The sequence below is a fragment of the Shinella sp. NM-101 genome (assembly GCF_021401195.1).
Lineage (GTDB): Bacteria > Pseudomonadota > Alphaproteobacteria > Rhizobiales > Rhizobiaceae > Shinella.
The window spans coordinates 143,266-161,850 of sequence record NZ_JACBFT010000003.1 but is presented as its reverse complement, the minus strand read 5'-3'; the positions used below and the strand labels follow the sequence as shown (position 1 = coordinate 161,850).

The window sequence follows — 18,585 nt, the reverse complement described above, 5'->3', positions numbered from 1 at the left end:
CTTCCTTCACAGTATTTCGCCGCCGGCAACCGCGATGGCCTGCCCGGTGATGGCGCTCGCCCCCTTCGAGGCGAGCCAGGAAACGGTGTGGGCCACCTCGAACGGCGTCACCAGGCGGCCCTGCGGATTGGCGCGTGCGAGGCCGGCGCGCGCCTCCTCGCGCGAGCGGCCGGTCTTCCGGCTGATCGTATCGAGCGCGTTGTCGACGAGCGGCGTATCGGTGAAGCCGGGGCAGACGGCGTTGACGGTGACGTCGGTGCGCGCCAGTTCCAGCGCGAGGGCCCGCGTCAGGCCGATGACGCCATGCTTCGACGCGCAATAGGCCGAGACATAGGCGTATCCGGTGAGGCCCGCCGTGCTTGCCACATTGACGATGCGGCCATTGCCGGCGCGGCGCACGGAGGCGAGGGCCGCCTGGGTCACCAGATAGACGCCCGTCAGGTTGACGGAGAGCACGCGCTGCCAGAGCGCGAAATCGGTCTTCTCGAAGGGCGCCGAGGGTGCCTCGCCGGCGCAATTGACGAGCACGGCGATGTCGCCGGCCGTTTCGATCGCGGCCGCGATGCCGCTTTCGACGGTCCCGGCATCGGTGACATCGAAACCGTCCTGCACGAAAGCCTCGCCGCCCGCCGCGCGGATCTCATCGCGCACCGCTTCGAGCGGGCCGGCACGGCGTCCGGCGAGGCTGACGACGTGGCCGCCGGCAGCGAGCTCCAGCGCGATGGCCCTACCGATGCCGCTGCCCGCACCCGTAACGAAGGCATGCCGCCTGCTCATGGCTTGCCCGCCGTCGCCGCACGCGCGAGGTTGTTCACATATTGCGCGCGGGCGGAATGATATTGCTTCAGCCAGGGCTGGCCGTCATAGCCGATCTTCGCCGCCTCGTGCATGACGAAGGACGGGTCGGCCAGATGCGGCCGGGCGATGGCGCAGAGGTCGGCGCGGCCGGCCGCGATGATCGAATTGGCGTGGTCGGCTTCCGAGATCGCCCCGACGGCGATGGTGGGGACCTGGATCTCGTTGCGGATCTTGTCGGAGAAGGGCGTCTGGAACAGGCGGCCGTAGACCGGTTTCTCCTCCTTGACCACCTGGCCGGACGAGCAGTCGATCATGTCCGCGCCGGCCTCCTTGAAGAGACGCGCGAAGATGGCGGCATCCTCCGGGGTGTTGCCGCCCTCGTGCCAGTCATGCGTCGACAGGCGCACGGAGATCGGCCTGTCCTCGGGCCAGACGGCGCGGATCGCCTGGAACACTTCGAGCGGAAAGCGGGCGCGCGCCGCATGGTCGCCGCCATAGAGGTCGGTGCGCCGGTTGGTCAGCGGCGACAGGAAGCTCGACAGCAGATAGCCGTGCGCCACATGCAGCTCCAGCATGTCGAAGCCGATGTCGCGCGCCCGTTCGGCCGCCTTGACGAAATCCCCGGTGACGCGATCCATGTCGGCGCGGGTCATTTCGCGCGGCGTCTGGGAATGGGGGAGATACGGCAGGGCCGAGGCCGAGAGAAGCGGCCAGGCGCCCTCGGCGAGCGGCTGGTCGATCCCCTCCCAGGCCAGCTTCGTCGCGCCCTTCCGCCCCGCATGGCCGAGCTGGATGCCGATCTTCGCGGGCGTCTGGCGATGGACGAAATCGACGATGCGCGCGAAGGCCTGCTGCTGCTCGTCGTTCCACAGGCCGAGGCAGCCGGGCGTGATGCGCGCATCGGGCGAGACGCAGGTCATTTCGGGAAAGACCAGCGCCGCACCGCCCATGGCGCGCGCGCCGAGATGCACGAGATGGAAATCGTTCGGAATGCCGTCCGTCGCCGAATACATCGCCATGGGCGAGACCACGATGCGGTTCGCCAGCGTCAGGCCGCGCAGCGTGAAGGGCGTGAACATCGGCGGCGGCACCGCGCCGTTTTCCCCGGGCTCAACCCCTGCCCGGGCGGCGAACCAGCGCTCGAAGCCTTCGAGCCAGTCCCTGTCGCGCAGGCGAAGGTTCTCGTGGCTGATGCGCTGCGAGCGGGTCAGCATCGAATACATGAACTGCTCGGGCTCCAGCGTGTCGGCATAGCGCGTGCCGACGACCTCGAACCACTCCATGGCATTGCGCGCGGCGTTCTGGATGCGCGCGACATCCACGCGGCGCACCTCCTCGTAGGCGGCGAGCACGGCGGGGATGTGCGCCGTGTCATGGCCGAGAAGGTCGAACTGCCGGGTCAGCTCGATCGCATCGTCGATGGCGAGCTTGGTGCCGGAACCGATGGCGAAATGGGCCGTATGCGCGCTGTCGCCCATCAGGACCACATGGCTCCGGCCGTTGAAATGGCTCCACTTCCCGCAGATCAGCCGGCCGAAGTTCAGCCAGGCCGAACCGCGCAGGTGCCGCGCATTGGTCATCAGCCGGTGGCCGTCCAGCGTGCCGGCGAAGAGGTCTTCGCAGAAGGCGATGGACTGTTCCTGGTCCATCCGGTCGAGCCCGTGGGCCTTGTAGACCTCGTCCGTGGTCTCGACGATGAAGGTCGAGGTCGTCTCGTCGAAACGGTAGATATGCGCCTGGAACCAGCCGTGCCCGGTGCGCTGGAAATCGAAGGTGAAGGCGTCGAAGAGCTTGTCCGTGCCGAGCCAGATGTAGCGGTTCGGCCGCATGACCATCTCGGGCCGGAAGACGTCGGCATATTCGTTGCGGATGCGCGAATTGACCCCATCGGCGGCGATCACGAGGTCCGCGTCGGGAAACTCCTTATCGCTTTCCACGTCGCGCTCGAAGGCGAGTTCGACACCCAGTTCCAGGCAGCGGTCCTGTAGGATATTGAGCATCTTGCGGCGGCCGATGCCGACGAAGCCGTGGCCGGTCGTGCGGATCTTGCGGCCCTTGAAAACCAGCTCGATGTCGTCCCAATGGTTGAAGGAGACCTCGATGGCCTCCGCCGTCTGCGGATCCCATTGGCGCATCGACTGCATGGTCGCATCCGAGAAGACCACGCCCCAGCCGAAAGTGTCGAAGGGCCGGTTGCGCTCGACGACCGTGATGTGGTGCTCCGGGTGCTGTCGCTTCATCAGAAGCGCGAAATAAAGCCCTGCCGGCCCACCACCGATACAGACGATCCGCATGTCGTTCTCCTCCCGAGGTCCGGCCGCGCGCGGCGCCGGATACCGTCTGCCGGCAACCCGCACCGCGAAAGGTAGCGTGGACTCGTTCGGAATAAATTTCAAGCTTAAAATTGTTTTCGGCGCGACGACGCCCCGTCAATCCGGCATAGACCGCAGCGGCGATGAAGGAGGAGGCGCCTCAGGCGCCCCGGGCAAGGGACGCGACGATGGACCGTTTGAGCTTGGCGAGCTCGTCCATCAGCACGCCGCCCTCCTTCGCGGCAAGGCCCGCGAAAAGCTCGGAGATCCAGTCGGCATGCCGCGCCGCCATCTTCTCGAATTCGGCGCGGCCGAACGGCGTCAGGGCGATCACCTGCACGCGCCGGTCCGTCTGCAGGGTCGTGCGGCTGATATGGCCGCTCTCCGTCAGCCGCTCCACCAGGACCGTGATGTTGCCCGGCGAGACCATCATGCGCTTGGAGACCTCGCCGAGCACCATGCCGTCAGGCGCGCGCTCGAGCTGGGCCATCAGGTCGAAACGCGGCAGCGTCGAATCGAATTCCTCGCGGAGCCGGCGCCGGACCTCGCTCTCGACAAGGGTCGTGCAGGTCAGCAGGCGCAGCCAGAGGCGAAGCTCGGCGCGATGATCGTTCGGCGCCTCGAGAGCCTTGGTTTCGCCATCCACCCAGCCCGGCGCGATGTCGAACGTGTCGTTACCCGTCATTCCAAACGTCCGCTTCCTATCCTTCGCGACAGGCGAAAGTCGCTGCGCTCCCTCGTCTTTTAGAGATGTTTGCCGCGCTTGGACAGGCCGCATGCCCTGCCGTCATTTCGACGCACGGGCCTTCGGTGCCGCAGGCGCGGCATGGCCGCCATCCTCGGACCGAGCGTAGACGTCGATCGTGAAGCCGATATGGGCCTCCATCAGCGTCCGGGCGCGCGCGGCATCCCGGTCGAGCGCCGCCTCCATCAGTTCGGTATGGTGCGCGATCGCCATGGCGTCGTGCAGGGCCGCGACGGCTTCGCGGTAGCCTTCGTGCATGCCCTCGGCCGCGCGCAGCGTCGGCGCGAGGCTGAGGAAGCGGTGGTGGCGGCGCATCTGGTCGGAAATCGTCTGCTGGAAACGGGCAAGCCAGCTCGACCGCGCCGCGCCCACCAGCGCCGCATGGAAGACGGCGTGCTTTTCGTCCCATTCGTCGATCTGGCTTTCGGTGGCGCTTTCGACGGACAGGGTACAGCGCGACAGCCGGTAATGCGCTGTCACGACCGCCGATTCCCATTCGCTGCCGCCGTTCTCGATGGATTCGAGCAGAAGCGGGATCTCGACGGCCATGCGGGCGCGGGTAAGGTCCTCCAGCGCCGCGCGCGAGACGGGGGCGACCGCGAAGCCGCGATTGCTGACGGCGGTGACGAGCCCCTCGGCCTCCAGCCGCGACAGCGCCTCGCGCAGCGGCGTCCAGCCGATCTCGTACCGGTCGCGCAGCGCGCCCAGCTTCATCGGCGCGCCCGGCCTCAGCCGCGTCGCGAGAATGTCGCGCCGCAGGAGCCGGTAGGCGGATTCGGTTTTGGTCGACTGCCCTTGATCTTGCATCGAGTTTCCTTAGCGCCTGCATCTGATCGAGACAAATATATATACTTCAGCCATCTTGAGTGAAATATATATATTAGTTTGACAAGATTTCCGAGCACCGTCATGATCCGGGTACGCCGCCGGAGGACGGCGGGCGCTTGTCAGATCTGGGAGGGATTCATGAGCAGGCTTGAGAAGACGTGGCTTTCGGGACTGGTCGTCGCCGGGGCCCTCGCATGGGGTGCGGCAACGGCGGCTGCGGAGCCGATCCGCATCGGCATCGCCAATTTCGGCGAGCACCCGCAGCTCAGCGCATCGATCACCGGCTTCAAGAAGGCGCTGTCGGAGAACGGCTTCGTCGAGGGAACCGACGTCGTCTATACCGAAAGCCATACCAATTTCGACGCATCGCTCGTTCCGCAGATGATCGCCAAGCTGCAGGCCGAGCAGCCGAAGCTGATCTACACGATCACCACGCCGGTCTCGCAGATCGCCAAGAAGGCCCTTGCCGGCTCCGGCATCCCCGTCGTCTTTTCCGCCGTCACCGATCCGGTGGCCGCCAAGCTGGTGCCCTCCTGGGAGGCCGGCGACGACGGCATGACCGGGGCGACGGACCTTCAGGACGTGGCCGCCGTCATGGCCTTCACCCGCAAGCTCCTGCCCGAGGCCAAGCGCTTCGGCGTGCCCTACAATCCCGGCGAGGCGAACGACACGGCGCTGCTCGACAAGATCAGGGAGGCCGCGCCCGCGGCCGGCTTCGAGGTCGTGGCCGTCGGCGTCGACAATGTCAACGACATCCAGCAGCGCATCGCCTCCTTCGCCGGCAAGGCCGACGTGATCTACACGCCGGCCTCCAACCTGCTCCAGCCGGCGATCGCCGCCGTCTCGGCCGCCGCCCGCCAGGCGCAGATCCCGATCGTCAATTCCGACGACGGCGCCGTCCGCGACGGTGTCGTGCCGGCCAGCTTCGCCGTGAACTACGAGCAGGTCGGCCTCCATGCCGGCCGCATCGCCGCGGAAATCCTCAAGGGCAAGGACCCGAAGTCCATCGCCCCGTGGCGCCCGGCCTATGAGGATCACCAGCCGCTGATCTCGAAGAAGACCCTGGCCGCCTTCGGCGTCGAAGTCCCAGGCTCGCTCGCCGATTGCGGCTGCGTGATCGACTGACCGACGCGGGGTCCAACAGACGGCGGCGCCGAAAGCGCCGCCGTCCATAAAAAGGGGGGAGCCAATGCTGGAAATCAGGTCGGCCCGCAAGGTGTTCTACAAGGGACAGGCGGATGAGAAGATCGCGCTCGACGGTCTCAGCCTGCGTCTCGAAACAGGTGAATTCGGCGTCGTCATCGGCTCGAACGGCGCGGGCAAGAGCAGCATGCTCAATGCGATTTCCGGGGCGCTGGTGCTCGATGCCGGGACGGTGCTCATCAACGGCGACGACGTGACGGCCATGCCCGTCCACAAGCGTGCCGTGCGGCTCGCCCGCGTGTTCCAGGACCCGATGCGCGGCACCGCCGCCAGCATGACGGTGGCGGAGAACATGCTGCTGGCTGAGCTCCGGAGCAAGAGGCGGACCCTCGCCCGCGGGCTCAACCCGGCGCGGCTCGCGTCCTACAGGGAGCGCCTCTCGCTCCTCGGGCTCGGCCTGGAAAACCGTCTCGACACGCGGGTGGAGCTGCTGTCCGGCGGACAGCGGCAATCGCTCTCGCTGATCATGGCGGTCGGCGGCTCGCCGGAGCTGCTGCTGCTCGACGAGCACACGGCGGCCCTCGATCCGCGCACGGCCGACATCGTCATGCAGGCGACCGTCCGCACCGTCGAGGCGCTCAGGCTGACGACGCTGATGGTGACGCACAACATGCAGCACGCCGTGGACTTCGGCCACCGGGTCGTCATGCTCGATGCCGGCCGCGTGCGCCTGGAGATCGCCGGCAGGGACAAGGCCGAAATCACCGTCCCGGACCTGATCGGCCATTTCTCCGTCAAGACCGACCGCATGTTTCTGGCGAGCTGACGACCATGGATCTTCTTCAGAACACCGTCGCGAGCTTCCTCTCGCTCATCCCCGTCACGCTGGCGCAGAGCCTCATCCTCGCCTTCGTCGTCCTCGGCATCATGATCCCGTTCCGCATGCTGAGCTTCCCGGACCTGACCAGCGAGGGCGCGTTCCCGCTCGGCGGCTGCGTCTGCGGCGTCCTCATGGCGGCCGGCATGTCGCCGCTTGCGGCAATCGCCGTCGCCCTTCTGGCGGGTTTCGCGGCCGGCTGCTGCACGGCCTTCATCCATCTGCGCTTCCGCATCCACACGCTGCTTGCGGGTATCCTGATGATGACGATGCTCTATTCGATCAACCTGCGCATCATGGGGCGCTCCAATCTCTCGGTCTTCGGGTCGGCCACCGTCTTCGACTGGGCGCCGTTCCTGCAGCCGGGCTTTCCCGCCAGCAAGATCGCCGTCGCCGGCGGGATCGGCCTCCTCGTCTTCCTGCTGCTGCTTTATTTCTTCCGCACGGAGAAGGGCACGGCGGTGCGCGCGGTCGGGGCCAACCCGGACATGGCCGAGGCGCAGGGCATCAATGTCTGGCTCGCCACGATCGGCGGCGTCGGGCTTGCCGGCGCCTTCTCGGCGGCCGGCGGCGCGCTGATGGTGCAGTCGCAGGGCTTTGCCGACGTCAATATGGGCCTCGGCATCCTGATCAACGGGCTTGCCGCGCTGATGATCGGCGAAGCCATCGTCGGCAAGGGCAGCGTGCCGCGCCAGCTCGCCGCGCCCTTCGTCGGCGCCGTCGTCTATTACCAGCTCGTCTCCTTCTGCCTTGCCGCCGGCATGCCGCCGCCGGACCTGAAGCTGGCGACCGGTCTCTTCGTCCTCGCCATGCTGGCCCTGCCGAGCCTCAAGCGGAGCCGCGGGCCGGCGCCCGCCCGCGAAACCGTCCGTGAATAAAGCAAGGACCGCCGATGACCGCACTTCCTGATTTCGCCGCCATCGAGGCCATGGATGCCGCCGATGCGCTGCGCCCGCTTCGCGACCGCTTCATCCTGCCGCCCGATCTCATCTATCTCGACGGCAACTCCCTCGGCGTCGCCTCGACCGCCGCCTTCGCCGAGCTTCGCAGGGCGGCGGAGGAGGAATGGGGCCAGGATCTCATCCGGAGCTGGAACACGGCGGGCTGGTTCGACATGCCGCTGGACCTCGGCGACCGGGTCGGGCGGCTGGTCGGGGCGGCGGCCGGCCAGACGGTCGTCTGCGACACCACGTCGATCAACATCTACAAGGCCCTGCACGCTGCCATGGCGCTGCGGCCGGACCGCTCCGTCATCGTCACGGAGGGCAGCAGCTTCCCGACCGACATCTACATGGCCGAGGGCGTGGTCTCGACCCGGCCGGGCGCTTCGCTGCGGCTCGAAGGCGTCGACGCGCCCGCCATCGAGGCGCTGATCGACGGCGACGTCGCCGTGGTGCTCGTCAACCATGTCAACTACAAGACCGGCGAACTGCGCGACATGGCGGCGCTGACGCGCAAGGCGCACGACAACGGCGCGCTGGTCATCTGGGACCTCTGCCACACGGCCGGCGCCCTGCCGGTCGACCTCGACGGGGCAAGCGTCGATTTCGCCGTCGGCTGCACCTACAAGTACCTGAACGGCGGCCCGGGCTCGCCGGCCTTCATCTATGCCGCCGCGCGGCATCATGGCGGCATCCGGCAGCCGCTCACCGGCTGGTGGGGCCATGCGCGGCCCTTCGCCTTCGAGACACGCTATGCGGCGGGCGACGGCATCCGCCGCTTTTTGTGCGGCACGCAGCCGATCCTCTCGCTTCGCGCGCTGAAGGGCGCGCTCGACATCTGGGACGAGGTCGACATGACCGCGTTGCGCGAGAAGAGCCTCCGACTCACGGACCTCTTCATCACGCTCGTCGAGGAAAAATGCGCCGGCCACGGCCTCGAACTGGAAAGCCCGCGCGATCCGGCACGGCGCGGCAGCCAGGTCTCGTTCCGCCACCCGAACAGCTACGAGATCATGCAGGCGCTGATCGCCCGCGGCGTCATCGGCGATTTCCGCGCGCCCTCGACCATGCGCTTCGGCTTCACGCCGCTCTATGTCGGCTATGCCGACGTGTGGCGGGCGGTCGAGATCCTGGAGGACATCCTGCGCACGGGAACATGGCGGGACGCCCGCTTCGCCGTCCGGGCCGCGGTGACCTGATCGGCGGGAACCGGTCAGACGCCGAGATAGCGGTCCTGCAGCGCCGGCGTCAGCGCCGCCGGCGGGCCTTCGAAGACCGTCGCACCCTTTTCCAGCACGAAGCACCGGTCGGCCACGGGCAGGAGTTCCGCGAGCGTCTTGTCGACGACGAGGATAGACTGGCCGGCGGCCTTCAGCGTGCGGATCGCCGACCAGATATCCTGCCGGATCACCGGGGCGAGGCCTTCCGTTGCCTCGTCGAGGACGAGCAGGCGGGGATTGGTCATCAGCGCGCGGCCGATGGCGAGCATCTGCTGCTCGCCGCCCGAGAGCGTGCTGGCATACTGGTCGCGCCGCTCGCCGAGGCGCGGGAAAAGATCGACGACCTTGCCGAAGGTCCACTCGCTGCCGCGGGCCGTGGCCACGAGGTTCTCCAGAACCGTCAGGTTGGGAAAGCAGCGCCGCCCCTCGGGAACGAGGCCGAGGCCGAGCCGTGCGATACGGTGCGGCCGCATGCCCGCGATCGCCCGGCCCGAAAAGCCTATGGAGCCGGCGCGCGGGCGCAGGAGGCCGATGATCGAGTTGATCGTCGTCGTCTTGCCCATGCCGTTGCGCCCCATGAGGGCGACAACCTCGCCTTCGCGCACATCGAGATCAACGCCGAAGAGCGCCTGCGAGGCGCCGTAGAACGTTTCGAGGCCCTTGATTTCGAGGAGGCTCATGCGGCGTCTCCGAGATAGGCGCGGCGCACGTCGGGATCGCGGCGGATCTCGTCCACCGTGCCCGTCGCGATGATCCGGCCGTAGACGAGGACGGAGACGCGGTCGGCCAGCGCGAAGACCGCGTCCATGTCGTGCTCGACCAGCAGCATCGGCGCCTCGTGGCGCAGGCCGTCGAGGAACGACGTCAGTTGCCGGGAGCCTTCCGGCCCCATGCCCGCCATCGGCTCGTCGAAGAGGAAGGTCTTCGGCGAAAGCGCGAGTGCGATGGCGATTTCGAGCTGCCGTCGCTCGCCATGGGAGAGCTCCGCCGCCGGCACATGGGCGCGGGCGGCAAGGCCGGCGCGCTCCAGCATGGCCATTGCCGGCCCGGTCAGATCCCCGTCGCCCGCCACCTGCCTGAAGAAGCGGAAACTGCTGCCCTGCCGCGCCTGCACCGCCAGCATGACATTGCGCAGGGCGGAGAATTCCTGGGCGAGCGAAGAGATCTGGAAGCTGCGCGCAAGGCCCATTCGCGCCCGCGCGGCCATGTCGAGCCCGCCGATGTCCTTGTCGAGGAAGCGGATCGTGCCGCTGTCGGCCTTCAGCGAGCCGGCGATCTGGTGGATGAGCGTGCTCTTGCCCGCGCCGTTCGGGCCGATCAGCGCATGGATCTGGCCGGGATGGAGATCAAGGCTCACCCCGTCGGTCGCCTTCAGCGCGTCGAAGGACTTGCGCAGGTCGCGGATTTCGAGAACGGGCTCAGACATGGCGCGGCCTTCCCGAAAGGAGGCCGAGCAGCCCGCCGCGCGCGAAAAGCACGATGCCGAGCAGGATGAGGCCGAGGAAGAACTGCCAGCGCTCGGTGATGCCGCCGAGAACGTATTCGAGGCAGACGAAGATCATCGCCCCCGCGACCGGCCCGAAGAGCCGGCCCTTGCCGCCGAGGACGATGAGGACGATGAGCTCGCCCGACATGTGCCAGGACAGCATGGACGGGCCGACGAACCGGTTGAGGTCGGCGTAGAGCGCGCCGGCAAGCCCGGTGACCATGGCGGAAAGGATGAAGGCGACGAGCCGGATGCGGAACGGCTGGATGCCGACGGCGGCAAGGCGCGTGCCGTTCTGCCGTGCGGCCGCAAGCGCGCTGCCGAAGCGCGAGCCGGCGACGAGGCGGAACAGCAGGAGCATTGCCATGAGAACGGCGTAGCAGACCAGGAAATAGGGCAGCGGCTGCGCCGTATTGATGCCGGGAAAGGCATTGCGCACATAGATCGACAGGCCGTCCTCGCCGCCATAGGCCGGCCAGGAGATCGCGAAATAATAGATCATCTGCGCGAAGGCGAGCGTGATCATGATGAAGTAGGCGCCTGTCGTGCGCAGGCTGATCGCGCCGATCGGCAGGGCGACGAGCCCGGCGACCGCGACGGCGACCAGCCAGATGAGCGGCATCGACGTCGTTGCGGGAATGCCCGCGACCAGCGGCTCGGCATTGAAGGCGTGCGTCGCCAGAATCCCCGCGGCATAGCCGCCGAGGCCGAAGAAGGCGGCATGCCCGAAGGAGAGCAGGCCACCGAGGCCCAGCGCCAGGTTGAGGCCGGTAGCGGCGAGCGCGAGCACGGCGACACGGGTGGCGAGCGTCACGTAGAAGGGCTCGCCCATCCCGGCCGCGACGAGCGGGAAGCCGAGGAGAAGGAAGGCGAGCATGAGGTTGACGGCGGTTTCGCGGCTCATGAGCACCTCACGACTGCGCCGCGAACAGGCCGCTCGGCCGGAAGGCGAGGATGAGGGCCATGACGACATAGATCAGCATCGAGGCAAGCGCCGCGCCGATCGTCGTGGCCTGCGAGGCCGGCATCGCCAGCGCGAGCAGCGAGGGAAGCAGGAAACGGCCCATCGTGTCGATGACGCCGACGATGACGGCGCCGACAAGGGCGCCCTTGATGGAGCCGATGCCGCCGATCACGATGACGACGAAGGCGAGGATCAGCACCGGCTCGCCCATGCCGACCTGCACCGACTGGAGCGCGCCGACGAGGGCGCCGGCAAGGCCCGCCAGCGCCGCGCCGAGCGCGAAGACGACGGTATAGAGCGTGCCGATGTCGACGCCGAGGGCGGCGATCATCTCGCGGTCGGATTCGCCCGCGCGGATTCGCATGCCGAGCCGGGTCCGGGAAATGAGGAGATAGAGCCCGGCGGCGACCGCGATGCCGACGGCGATGATCGCCAGCCGGTAGAGCTGGTACCGGCCGCCGCCCGGCAGCGGCACCGCCCCCTGGAGCTGCCCTGGAATGTCGAGATAGAGCGGAAAGGAGCCGAAGAGCCAGCGCGTGCCTTCCGACAGGATCAGGATCAGGGCGAAGGTGGCGAGCACCTGGTCGAGATGGTCGCGGTCGTAGAGCCGGCGGATGACGGCGACCTCGATGAGCGCGCCGACGCCGGCGGCGGCCGTGAGGCTGGCTATGAGGCCCAGCCAGAAGGAACCGGTGGCCGCCGCGACCGTCGCGCAGGCGAAGGCGCCGACCATGTAGAGCGAACCGTGCGCGAGGTTGATGAGGCCCATGACGCCGAAGATCAGCGTCAGGCCGGCGGCCATCAGAAACAGCATCACGCCGAGCTGAAGTCCGTTGAGCAGTTGTTCGATCAGGAGTGCGGTGAACACGGCGTCGGTCCAGGCTTCGGGTCGGGATCGCGTCAGGGCCGCCGCCCGGGCATCGGCGAAGCGCCGGGGCCCGGACGGTCAGGCATGCAAGGGCGTTACAGGCCGCACTGCTCGGCGTAGGCGTCCTTGTGATGCTCGAAGGCGGTTCCGATGATCCTGTTGGTCAGGACATCGCCATCCTTCACCACTTCGCGGACATAGATGTTCTGGATCGGATGGTTGTTGTTGTTGAAGGCGAATTCGCCGCGCACGGACTTGAAGTCCGCGGCCTTGAGCGCCGCGCGGAAGGCGTCCTTGTCCTTGACGCTCGCCTTGGATAGCGCGGAAAGGATGAGGTTCGCCGTGTCCCAGCTCTGCGCCGCGTAGATCGACGGCAGGCGGTCGTATTCGGCCTTGAAGCTTTCGACGAACGCCTTGCTGGCCGCGTTGTCGAGGTCCGGCGACCAGCTCGCGGAATTCTTCACGCCGAGGGCCGCGTCGCCGACGGCGGGCAGAACGTCCTGGTCGAAGGAGAAGCTCGGGCCCATGACCGGAATGCCGACGCCCGACTGGGCATATTGCTTCATGAAGGCGATGCCCATGCCGCCGGGCAGGAAGAAATAGACGGAATCGGCCCCCGAGGCGCGGATCTGCGCGATCTCGGCCGCATAGTCCGTCTGGCCGACCTGGGTATAGACCTCGCCGGAAAGGGTGCCCTTGTAGAAGCGCTTGAAGCCGGTCAGCGCATCCTTGCCGGCCGGATAGTTGGGCGCGAGGATGAAGGTGTTCTTGTAGTCCGTGTTGGCGTACTGGCCCATCGCCTCGTGGAAATTGTCGTTCTGGTAGGCGACGTTGAAGTAGTTGGCATTGCAGTTCGCCCCGGCCAGCGCCGACGGGCCGGCATTGGGCGAGAGATAGATCACGTCCTGCGCCACCGCGTTCGGCACGACGGCCATGGCGAGGTTGGACCAGATGATCCCCGTCATGAGGTCGACCTTGTCGCCCTGGATCATCTTCTCGGCGATCTGCACCGCAAGTTCCGGCTTCTGGGCATCGTCCTCGATCACCAGCTCGACATCGGTGTTGCCCGACTGCTTGATGGCGAGCGCAAAGGCGTCGCGCGTGTCGATGCCGAGTCCCGCGCCGCCGCCCGAAAGCGTGGTGATCACGCCGATCTTCACCGGCTCGGCATGGGCAAGGCCCGACGTCGAGAGCGCGAGGCCGAAGAGGCTGGCTGCCAGAATGCGGTTCATGCTGTTCTCCTCCTTATGGTTCCATTATTATTTCGTTCTATCAAAGGTCTGTACGTACATGCCATAGCTCGGGGAAGAGTTCCACTTCCAGCATCTTCCTGAGATAGGATGCGCCCGACGTGCCGCCCGTCCCGCGCTTCATGCCGATGATGCGCTCGACGGTGGTGACGTGGTTGAACCGCCACCGGCGGAAATAGTCCTCGAAGTCGACCAGCTTCTCGGCAAGCTCGTAGAGCATCCAGTGGCGTTCGGGATTGCGGTAGACGGCCTGCCAGGCGGAAAAGACCTTGTCGTTCTCGCTGCGCGTTTCGCGCCAGTCGCCGCGTTCCGCCTCGCCGCCGACATCGAAGCCGCTGCGCGCCAGAAGCCGGATCGCCTCGTCGTAGAGGGAGGGAGCGGCAAGGATCGCCTCCAGCTTCTCCATGATGTCGGGACGGTGCGCGTGCGGGCGCAGCATGGCGAGGTTCCGGTTGCCGGCGAGGAACTCGATCGCCCGGTACTGCCAGGACTGGAAGCCCGAGGACTGGCCGAGCGATTCGCGGAACTGCGTGTATTCGCTCGGCGTCATCGTGCGCAGCACGTCCCAGGCGCTGTTGAGCTGCTCGAAGATGCGGGCGACCCGCGTCAGCATCTTGAAGGCCGGCTCCAGCCTGTCCTGCCGGATCGAGCGGATCGCCGCCTCGATCTCGTGGAGGGCAAGCTTCATCCAGAGTTCGGACGTCTGGTGCTGGATGATGAAGAGCATCTCGTCATGCGCCGTCGAGAGCGGCGCCTGCGCCGTCAGGACGGTCTCCAGCCGGAGATAGTCGCTATAGGACATGCGTCCCTCGAACGACATCTGCGCGCCTTCCTTCGAGGGGTCGTAGGGTTTGCTCATCTCAGTTTCCCGACCGCAGGCGGAACCGCTGGATCTTGCCTGTCGCGGTCTTGGGCAGGGCATCCAGGAACCTGATCGAGCGCGGATACTTGTAGGGCGCGATCGTCGCCTTCACATGGTCCTGCAGGCGCCGGACCGTCGCCTCGTCCGCCGCGACGCCCGCCACCAGCACGACATGGGCCTCGATGATCTGGCCGCGCTCGCTGTCCGGCGCGCCGACAACGGCGCATTCGGAGACGTCGGGATGCGCGATCAGCGCGGCCTCGACCTCGGGACCGGCGACATTGTAGCCCGACGTCACGATCATGTCGTCCGAGCGGGCGGCGAAATGGAAGAAGCCGTCCTCGTCCTGCAGGAAGGCGTCGCCGGTGAGATTCCAGCCGTCGCGGACATATTCGCGCTGGCGGGCATCCGCCATGTAGCGGCAGCCGGTCGGGCCGCGCACCGCGAGCCGGCCGATCGTGCCGCGCGGCACCTCGCGCATCTCCTCGTCGACGATCCTCGCCTCGTAGCCGCCGACGGGCTTTCCCGTCGAGGCGGGCTTCAAGTCCTCGAAGCGGTTGGAGATGAAGATGTGCAGCATTTCCGTCGAGCCGATCCCGTCGAGGATCGGCTTGCCCGTCTTCCCGATCCATTCGTCGAAGACCGGGCCGGGCAGCGTCTCGCCGGCGGAGACCGCGACGCGGAGCGACGACAGGTCCGCGCCGGCATACATCGCCTTCAGCATGGCGCGATAGGCTGTCGGGGCCGTGAACGAGATCGTCGCCTTGTAGGTCTCGATGATCTCCACCATCAGCGCGGGCGTCGCCTGCTCGAGCAGCGTCGCCGTCGCGCCGAAACGCAGCGGGAAGATCGCAAGGCCGCCGAGGCCGAAGGTGAAGGCGAGCGGCGGCGAGCCGACGAAGACGTCGTCGGGCGTCACGTTGAGGACTTCCCGGGCATAGCTGTCGGCGACCGCCATCAGGTCGCGGTGGAAATGCATGGTCGCCTTCGGCACGCCGGTCGTGCCGGAGGTGAAGCCGAGCAGCGCCACGTCGTCCCGTCCCGTCTGCACGGCCTCGAAGACGACCGGCTTGTCGAGCGCGGCCCGGTCGAGCTCGGCATCGTGGTTCGCGGTCCCGTCGAAGCCGACGACCTGCCTGAGGTGGCGGCTGTCCTTGGCGCAGGCGATCATCTCGTCCATGAGGCGCGTATCGCAGAGCGCAAGCGCGATCTCGGCCTTGTCGACGATCTTGCCCAGTTCCCCGGCGCGCAGCATCGGCATCGTGTTGACGACGACGGCGCCGGCCTTTGTGGCGGCGAGCCAGCAGGCGACCATGGCCGGATTGTTGGCCGAGCGGATCAGGACGCGATTGCCCGGCCTCACGCCGTAGTTCTCGACGAGCGCATGCGCCAGCCGGTTCGTCCAGTCGGACAGTTCCTTGTAGGTGCGGCGCCGTCCGTTGCCGATCAGTGCGATCCGGTCGCCGAAGCCCTTGGCCACCAAAGCGTCCGTCAGTTCGACGGCGGCGTTGAGGCGGTCGGGATAGTCGAAGCCCTCAAGCAGGAAATCCGGCCATTCCCCGGGCGGCGGAAGGTTGTCGCGGGTGAACGTATCGACATGTGCGGTCGGTCCAAGCATGTGGCGGCTATTCCCCTGTTCATGTCCTGCCTGTCGCGCAGGCTTTTTCGACTGGATATGCGTGGTCGCGCGGATCCCTCCGGCCGGGCGCGCTTTCGCCGGGCCGTCGCCGACGGACCGGGTCGTCGCGCGGGAAGCGTCATCGATGGTGATGGGCACAGCGAAGACCTCCACTTCTGCGCTGAACATGGAGCAGCATCGCATCTGCCAAAAATCATTTCAAGCCTAAAGTTTTTTCGGATTGCCCTTGCCTTTGCCCGCCGTCCGGGGGATTCCTTCGTCCGGGCTGCATCAAGGGAGAATGGAAGCGATGCTGGAATACCGCATTTCGGACTGGGACGAGGCCTATGCCAACGGCTCGAACATCGCGCGCGGCGAGCGATGGCCGGCGGCGTGGGCCGGACCTGCCGAAGCCTTCCGAAGCGCGCTTTCGGCGGCGGGACGGGCAAGGCTGGACCTTGCCTACGGCGCGCGGCCGCGAAACCGCACGGACCTCTTCCTGCCGGAAGGCGCGGCACGGGGGCTCGTCGTCTTCGTGCACGGCGGCTACTGGTTGCAGCTCGACAAGAGCTATTGGTCGCATCTGGCCGCAGGCGCCCTCGCCCATGGCTACGCCGTCGCCATGCCGTCCTACACGCTCTGCCCGGACGTGCGCATCGCCGAGATCGTCAGGGAAGTCGCGACGGCGATCGGGGAGGCGGCGAAAATCGTCGACGGCCCGCTGATGCTGACGGGGCATTCGGCCGGCGGGCACCTGGTCAGCCGGATGGTCACGGCGACGTCGCCGCTCGTGCCCGAGGTCCGGCGGCGCATCCGCAACGTCGTCTCCATTTCGGGCCTGCACGACCTGCGCCCGCTCCTGTCGACCGCGATGAACGGGAAGCTCGCCATCGACGAAGCGGAGGCGCTTGCGGAAAGCCCGGCGCTGCTGCGCCCCATGCCGGATGCCCGCATCACCTGCTGGGCCGGCGGCAACGAGCGCACGGAATTCCTGCGCCAGAACGCCCTGCTCGCCAATATCTGGACGGGACTGGGTGCCACCACCGCCGCGGTCGTCGAGCCGGACAGGCACCATTTCACCATCGTCGACGGGCTCGGCGAGGCCAAGCATCCGCTGACGCGGACGCTGCTGTCGGATTGAGCGGCCGTGACGGCCGGCCGTTCACGGACCGGCCGTCACATGAGGATCAGCCGCGGTTCTGGCCCATCCGGGCATAGGCGTCCGGGTTCCTCGCCTTGAGGCGGCTCGCCATGGCGAAGCCGACGACGCCCGCGGCCGGGATCAGCGCCGGCAGGATGATGCCGAGCGCCCCGCCGGCGGTCTGGGTGAGATCGCCGAAGTTGACGAAAATGTAGACGAACAGCGCGGCCATGATCAGGCCCGACAGGGCGGGCAGGACGAGTGTCGTCAAGGCCGGCTGGTTGCCGCCCGCCCTTCGGAAGAAGACGATGACCGAGAGCGACGTGATGGTCATCATGCCGAGGACGCCGAGCGTGCCGATCTGGCTGATCCAGGTGAACATGTTGAGGACCGGATCGAGGCCGAGGCCCGCGAAGACCGCAAGCACGGCAAGCGCCATCACCGTCTGCACGACCGAGCCGATATGCGGGCTCTGGTGGGCGTCGTGGGTGCGGCCGAAGGCGGCCGGCAGCAGGCCTTCGCGGCCGGCCACGTAGCTGTAGCGGGCGATGTAGTTGTGGAAGGCGCTGATCGCGGCAAACAGGCTCGACACCAGCAGGAGGCCGGCAATGGCCGGGATCGGCCCGCCGACATAGGCGCCGGCGAGGTCGAAGAAGAACGATGTCGGGTCCGGCAGGGCGCCGACGGTCGCCACGAGGTTTTCGGCGCCCACGCCCACGATCATCAGCCAGGTCGTGAAGACGAAGAACAGCCCGATCATCAGCACCGACAGGTAGGTCGCCCGCGGGATGGTCCTTTCGGGATCGCGCGCCTCCTCGGCGTAGATCGTCGTCGCCTCGAAGCCGATGAACGAGCCGAGGCAGAAGAGGATCGCCGCCGTGAGCGAGCCCGAGAAGATCGCCGTCGTATCGAAGAAGTTGAAGGAAAGCCCGCTCGCGCCGCCCTTGGCGAGGATCGCGAAATCGACCAGCAGCACGACGAGATATTCCAGCAGCACCAGCACGATCATGACCTTGGCGGACAGATCGACCTGCCGGTAACCGAGGATGCCGACAAGCGCGATGGCGATGAAGCTCCACAGATACCACGGCAGGTTCACGCCGAAGCCGGCGAAGACGCCGCTGGCGATGCCGCCGAGCAGGCCGACCAGGCCGAACTGCATGGCATTGTAGGCGACGACCGCGATGATGGCGACGGCGCCGGCCATGCGCCCGCCGAGGCCCCGGGCGGCATAGGCGTAGAAGGCGCCGGCATTCGTCACATGGCGCGACATCGCCACATAGCCGACCGAGAAGGCCAGCATGACCAGCGTCATCGCGAGAAAGGTGGCGGGGACGCCCGTCCCGTTGCCGATCAGGAAGGCGATCGGCACGGCGCCGGCGACGCCCGTCAGCGGCGCTGCGGCCGAGATCACCATGAAGGTCACGGCGATCAGGCCCAGCGAATTTCTGCGGAGCCGGTTCATCCCCGCCGTTGTCACGTCTGTCATTGTTCTCTCCAGTTCTGGTTCCCCATTGCGCCGGCGCACCGCA

At 67.3% G+C, this 18,585-nt stretch carries 17 protein-coding genes; 5 read left to right on the top strand and 12 right to left on the bottom strand.

The genetic code is table 11. From position 1 onward, the window contains the following. Nucleotides 1-6: 6 nt before the first annotated feature. From L0976_RS07800 to L0976_RS07785, 4 genes are all read right to left on the bottom strand, one after another. Nucleotides 7-777, bottom strand: coding sequence for an SDR family NAD(P)-dependent oxidoreductase (locus tag L0976_RS07800; RefSeq protein WP_234186824.1), 771 nt, complete (start codon nt 775-777; stop codon nt 7-9). Next, nucleotides 774-3,092: a bifunctional salicylyl-CoA 5-hydroxylase/oxidoreductase gene (locus L0976_RS07795; RefSeq protein WP_234186823.1), complete on the bottom strand. Its 2,319-nt coding sequence runs from the start codon at nt 3,090-3,092 to the stop codon at nt 774-776. The genes L0976_RS07800 and L0976_RS07795 overlap by 4 nt, the downstream gene beginning before the upstream one ends. A gap of 178 nt (nt 3,093-3,270) precedes the next feature. After that, nucleotides 3,271-3,795, bottom strand: coding sequence for a MarR family winged helix-turn-helix transcriptional regulator (locus L0976_RS07790; protein ID WP_203317073.1), 525 nt, complete (start codon nt 3,793-3,795; stop codon nt 3,271-3,273). 102 nt (nt 3,796-3,897) lie between these two features. Further along, nucleotides 3,898-4,662, bottom strand: coding sequence for a GntR family transcriptional regulator (locus L0976_RS07785; RefSeq protein WP_234186822.1), 765 nt, complete (start codon nt 4,660-4,662; stop codon nt 3,898-3,900). Between the two features lie 159 nt (nt 4,663-4,821). Between L0976_RS07785 and L0976_RS07780 the strand changes: the two genes are divergently transcribed. The 4 genes from L0976_RS07780 (at nt 4,822) to kynU (ending at nt 8,843) form a co-directional block, all read left to right on the top strand. Next, nucleotides 4,822-5,808, top strand: a complete 987-nt coding sequence (locus L0976_RS07780) for an ABC transporter substrate-binding protein (protein ID WP_234186821.1) — start codon at nt 4,822-4,824, stop codon at nt 5,806-5,808. Nucleotides 5,809-5,872: 64 nt separating this feature from the next. Continuing rightward, nucleotides 5,873-6,652, top strand: a complete 780-nt coding sequence (locus L0976_RS07775; RefSeq protein WP_234186820.1) for an ABC transporter ATP-binding protein — start codon at nt 5,873-5,875, stop codon at nt 6,650-6,652. A gap of 5 nt (nt 6,653-6,657) precedes the next feature. Beyond that, nucleotides 6,658-7,581 (top strand): ABC transporter permease, encoded by a 924-nt coding sequence (locus L0976_RS07770; protein ID WP_234186819.1) that lies wholly within the window; start codon nt 6,658-6,660, stop codon nt 7,579-7,581. A gap of 14 nt (nt 7,582-7,595) precedes the next feature. Beyond that, nucleotides 7,596-8,843, top strand: a complete 1,248-nt coding sequence (gene kynU, locus L0976_RS07765) for a kynureninase (protein WP_234186818.1) — start codon at nt 7,596-7,598, stop codon at nt 8,841-8,843. 14 nt (nt 8,844-8,857) lie between these two features. Here the strand turns inward: kynU and L0976_RS07760 are convergent, their stop codons facing one another. The 7 genes from L0976_RS07760 to L0976_RS07730 all read right to left on the bottom strand — a co-directional run bounded on the left by L0976_RS07760 (nt 8,858) and on the right by L0976_RS07730 (nt 15,912). Next, a complete protein-coding gene (locus L0976_RS07760; protein ID WP_203317067.1) occupies nt 8,858-9,544 on the bottom strand; it encodes an ABC transporter ATP-binding protein in 687 nt (228 codons plus the stop codon). After that, nucleotides 9,541-10,290: an ABC transporter ATP-binding protein gene (locus tag L0976_RS07755; RefSeq protein ID WP_234186817.1), complete on the bottom strand. Its 750-nt coding sequence runs from the start codon at nt 10,288-10,290 to the stop codon at nt 9,541-9,543. The genes L0976_RS07760 and L0976_RS07755 overlap by 4 nt, the downstream gene beginning before the upstream one ends. Continuing rightward, nucleotides 10,283-11,254 (bottom strand): branched-chain amino acid ABC transporter permease, encoded by a 972-nt coding sequence (locus L0976_RS07750; RefSeq protein WP_234186816.1) that lies wholly within the window; start codon nt 11,252-11,254, stop codon nt 10,283-10,285. Before L0976_RS07750 ends, L0976_RS07755 begins: the two co-directional genes overlap by 8 nt. Nucleotides 11,255-11,261: 7 nt before the next feature. After that, on the bottom strand, nt 11,262-12,182 hold the full coding sequence (locus tag L0976_RS07745) for a branched-chain amino acid ABC transporter permease (RefSeq protein ID WP_234186815.1): 921 nt from the start codon (nt 12,180-12,182) through the stop codon (nt 11,262-11,264). 95 nt (nt 12,183-12,277) lie between these two features. Further along, the gene (locus tag L0976_RS07740) at nt 12,278-13,414 is read right to left on the bottom strand and encodes an ABC transporter substrate-binding protein (protein WP_234186814.1); all 1,137 of its coding nucleotides are present in this window, start codon (nt 13,412-13,414) and stop codon (nt 12,278-12,280) included. Nucleotides 13,415-13,454: 40 nt separating this feature from the next. Then, on the bottom strand, nt 13,455-14,291 hold the full coding sequence (gene kynA, locus L0976_RS07735) for a tryptophan 2,3-dioxygenase (RefSeq protein ID WP_234186813.1): 837 nt from the start codon (nt 14,289-14,291) through the stop codon (nt 13,455-13,457). Nucleotide 14,292: 1 nt separating this feature from the next. Then, entirely contained in the window at nt 14,293-15,912 is a 1,620-nt protein-coding gene (locus L0976_RS07730) for a benzoate-CoA ligase family protein (protein ID WP_234186812.1), read from the bottom strand. A 310-nt stretch (nt 15,913-16,222) separates the two neighbouring features. On the opposite strand from L0976_RS07730, the gene L0976_RS07725 reads away from it, so the two are divergent. Beyond that, complete coding sequence (locus L0976_RS07725) at nt 16,223-17,053, top strand: alpha/beta hydrolase (RefSeq protein ID WP_234186811.1); 831 nt, start codon at nt 16,223-16,225, stop codon at nt 17,051-17,053. A 46-nt stretch (nt 17,054-17,099) separates the two neighbouring features. Here L0976_RS07725 and L0976_RS07720 read toward each other — a convergent pair whose 3' ends face one another. Beyond that, entirely contained in the window at nt 17,100-18,542 is a 1,443-nt protein-coding gene (locus L0976_RS07720) for an APC family permease (protein ID WP_234186810.1), read from the bottom strand. Between the last annotated feature and the right edge of the window lie 43 nt (nt 18,543-18,585).